Source organism: Protofrankia sp. BMG5.30 (genome assembly GCF_001983005.1).
Lineage (GTDB): Bacteria > Actinomycetota > Actinomycetes > Frankiales > Frankiaceae > Protofrankia > Protofrankia coriariae.
This window is the reverse complement of the sequence record NZ_MOME01000089.1, coordinates 1-3,794: the sequence shown is the minus strand read 5'-3', so window position 1 is coordinate 3,794 and position 3,794 is coordinate 1. Positions and strand designations below refer to the sequence as shown.

The window sequence follows — 3,794 nt, the reverse complement described above, 5'->3', positions numbered from 1 at the left end:
CACACCCCCACACAGCTGGATCGGACACCGTCTCACCAGCCTGCCCCGCCAGCACGACCCACAACACGGTGAACCAACCCGGCCACAGCACTAGCCGTCGGAGTCCGTTCGCGATGTGCGATGTGTGCACGCGCTCGCCGACGACGTGATCGCAGTAGCCGGCGGCGGCGGTGAGATACATCATGTCGACCAGATCATTTCCTTCCCAGCGGAGATTGCCGTCGGAGAGCTTTTCGTGGAGGATCTCGCGAAACAAGCCGAGGGCAGCCATGGACCTCAGGTCTTCCTCGCTGTGGTTAAGCGTCCAGTCGGTCATCTCGTCGGGTGTGACGCCGGCTCGGGCGGCTTCTTCCATCAGCTCCGGCATAATATCGGCGATGAACTTTGCGTGCGTCCGCCGTCGCTTCATCTCCCTTGCGGTTGGGTTGTCTCGCAGGAAAGATGCGAAGCGCTGGAAACCGGCTGCCCACCCGTCGGCAGAAATCATCGGCACGTGTCTCGCGTCAAGCATCACATCGACGATCCCGCCGATGTGCGCCATGGTACGGATGGCCCATTGGGCTTGGAGCGGCAAGTTGGCATCGGCGGGTGGGACGGTCTCGATTCGGCCAGACTGGATGGCGTTGGGCTCGAGAGTTACCACGGCGGGAAGGATAAGGCGGCGATCACGGTAGCGCATCGTCAGTGCTTGCCGTATCTCAAGCCGCCGAAGCTCCAACGGGTCGCGCAGTTGCCAGCCTGCTGACAGCCGGACGATGGTAAGCGCGCGTCGATAGCGCTGTTCGACATCGACCTGCTTACACGTTTCAGAAATGTGCGCCGATGACATTGGCAACACAATTCGGCGATTAATCGCAAGATTGATGATCCGCTCCGCTGCTAGACGCTCCCGTTCGTCGTCAACCCGGTCCGGCTGGTAAATCGCCTTGGTGAGAGTACTCCAATGATTTTGATCAAAGTAGATCGTTGGTCGGCCTTGTGTGGGTGCGAGATCGGTGGGTAGCGGGAGATCGACGAGAATGCCGTCTCCGCGCGTAGTTTGAAGGTGCATCCTAGATGACTGCGGAAGATAGGTGGACGAGGCAATAGTGCTGCTGGATTCAAACACTTCTCGCCCAAGCGTCGCCGTCGCGCACCGCCCGTTCGTGAACGCGACGGATATTGTTCCATCACGGGCGAGACGCATCGCTGCGATGTCGGAAAAAGGGGATAAAGTCATGGTATCTGCAATGTGTCCGATTGATCGACAAGGCGGGCTATATAGCTCAACACGGCCAGCATCTCCAGGGCCTGACGAGCATTCGGATCGGGCCACCCAGGATGTGACACCAGATTGCGCACACCCAAGAAGGCGCCACGTACCAGCGCCGCGGCGCCCTCATGGGCGGACTTCCATGTGTTGGACGCGGGATCTACATCACGAATCCGAAGACGAGGCGATCCGACCGTCGGATCCTTGCCGGAGAAGAGGCTGGCTAGATTCTCGCCTGACACATGAGGGCCGGCTTTGTGCTGGAGCAGCCCCTCGAACGCCGTCGCCGCGGTCTGCACTGCGGCACGGAGGTGACCGTCATCCCAGAGCTGGGCGGCGGCGCCCCAGATCGTCGGATGCAGCTCCGATGCTGAGAGCCGCGGCCCGACTGGGCCGACGATCTCGGCCAGTTCCGCTCGCTGAGCCAGGATGGCGATCGCCTCGACAAGCGCCACTCGAGCCTGGGTGAACGGATGACCTCCGTATAGCCCTTCTTCATGCTCGACAACCTTCTCCGCGAGGGCCTCTTCACCCATAGCGACGACCACGTCGTGGGCCAGCTTCGTCCGGGCTCGGACCTCATCGAGGAGCGAATCGACCTGCGGCGCGAGACCGGCGTCCTCTACGTAGCGGTCTCGCCTGCCCCAACGCCGGTCGTACAGCTCACCCCAACGGTCAATGAGTCCCAGGACTCCAACAAGGCGTTCATGGGCGAGAGCGTCGTTCATGGCGGCGACCGTACCGGGTAGGTGCGACAACCAGCCAGCCGCTCTCGCCTCGACCGATGCCCACCTTGGCACCCGCGGCGCGTACCGAGCAATCGCGAACAGCAGTGGGGCTGCCGCGCGATCGGTGGCTCCGGCCCTACGATCCGAGGCCCGGTCGTGACGGCGATCAATCGAGAGGCGTGCCGGCTGGCCATGATCAGCACCATCGTTGCGCCTGCCGTGCGAGTCCTCGCCGGAGCCGGGTGGCGAGCCTCTTCTGCCGCCTTTGGCGTTCGGCCCGGAGCAGCCGCTGGCGACGCTGGGAGATCTGTCTCGCGATCCCGACCTGCCCTCCCGCCCGACCCGACCCCGCCCGGGACCGTGCAAGCCGCTGGGGCATACCAGACGGCATGGATCTTGACGAGGAAGACCGCCTCGCTGCCGGCCTCGCCGGCCATCGCGGTCCTCACCCGCACCGCCCGCTAGAAAGCGGTTCAGTCTGTCTGGTTGCGTTGGCTGGTGGGGCTGCCGGCCTGTTCCCACTGGGCGATCAGCGTCGCCAATACGGAGACCGCTTCCTGCCGCTGCGCCGCGGTCATCGGCACGGTCTCGATCTCGGTGACCACCGGCCGACCCGCCGGATACCGACGGATCTTCACAGGCCGCCCAGCGGGAACGGCACCGTCGCGGTGTGCCTGATCAGCCGTGTTTCCAGGCTCGACGTCCTCGAGATCTTCCGCCACCTGGCGTCCTCCGCGACCCACCCAGACGACTGACCTCCGCCGTCGTTTGTCGGTCAGGATGACAGCCCGCCGGCCGCCCGGCGGCCGACCACCATGTGATCTGTCGGCCCGCCTGCCGCACACCGAGGTGGCAGACGGCGAGTGGTCGACCTGGACTGAGCCAGCCTCGCGCCCCTACGGTGCGGCTGGGTCGGCGTGTTCGTCGAGTGCGGTGTGGGTGTCGGTGCGGAGCTGGGTGACCAGGCCGCGGGCGGTGCCGGCGCCGACCTCCAGCCGCTTGCGCAGGGTTTCCGCGGAGATCGGGCGTTGGTGCTACTGCCAGTGCAGCACGTCCTCGGCGCGGGCCCGGTGCAGCAGGTCCTGCCTACGCGCCTGGCGCGCGACCTCGCGCGACAGCCGGCCCGTAACGGTAGTCCCCGGCTCGGGGGCGGGTGGTTGACGCTCGGCCACCGGGCGCAGGCGGGCCGCCTGCCCGCGGTCCGGCCACATCCCGGCTGGACGCCGTGACGTGCATGGCATGCAGCAGACCCGGCGCGACCTCCGCCCATCCGATCAGGAGCAATGGTCCGACGGCGTCGAAGGCGCCTTTGCCGTAGTGGCCGGCGATCAGGGGCTCGGCGATGTTCAAGGCCAGCGTGACCGTGCTGGAGAAGATGAGCAGCCGCCGCGCCGCACGCACCACCTCCACGGGACCGCTACCGGATTCCGCCCGGTGAACCGGCGCGGACGCCAACACGTCCGCCTCGACGACCGGCCCAGCTGGCCGATCAGCCGTCGGCACGGCGGCGTCGCGGTCGACGGTCGTGCCCTGCAGGCCCTGAAGGCCCTGAAGGAGGTCCGGCCCGGCTTCTGCCCATCCGATCAGGAGGAGTGGTCCGACGGCGTCGAAGGCGGCCTTGCCGTATTGGCCGGCGATCAGCGGTTCGGCGACGTTCAACGCGAGCGTCACCGTGCTCGAGAAGATGAGCAGCCGCCGCGCGGCGCGGACGACCTCCACGGGTCCGCCGTGGATGGCGAGGTGTCGGGTGCCGATCAGAACTGTTGACCGGACTACCGGGCGGAGGGTCAGCGTGTCGTAGGCGGCGGGTGGTG

General features: G+C 66.2%; 3 protein-coding genes and 2 pseudogenes. All 5 read right to left on the bottom strand.

Annotated features, from left to right (window positions below; translation table 11 throughout):
- Nucleotides 1-1,219 (bottom strand): hypothetical protein (locus BL254_RS24650; protein ID WP_139342508.1); only part of this gene is annotated, 1,219 nt, incomplete at its 3' end.
- On the bottom strand, nucleotides 1,216-1,980 hold the full coding sequence (locus BL254_RS25525) for a TIGR02391 family protein (protein WP_083731370.1): 765 nt from the start codon (nucleotides 1,978-1,980) through the stop codon (nucleotides 1,216-1,218). The genes BL254_RS25525 and BL254_RS24650, both read right to left, overlap by 4 nt.
- Nucleotides 1,981-2,453: 473 nt before the next feature.
- Nucleotides 2,454-2,585 carry a hypothetical protein gene (locus tag BL254_RS29050; RefSeq protein WP_256386281.1) on the bottom strand — a complete coding sequence of 44 codons (132 nt, stop codon included), beginning with the start codon at nucleotides 2,583-2,585 and terminating at the stop codon, nucleotides 2,454-2,456.
- A gap of 291 nt (nucleotides 2,586-2,876) precedes the next feature.
- Nucleotides 2,877-3,080 (bottom strand): annotated as a pseudogene (locus tag BL254_RS28905) (hypothetical protein); the annotation flags it as partial.
- Nucleotides 3,067-3,794 (bottom strand): annotated as a pseudogene (locus BL254_RS28900) (hypothetical protein); the annotation flags it as partial. The pseudogenes BL254_RS28905 and BL254_RS28900, both read right to left, overlap by 14 nt.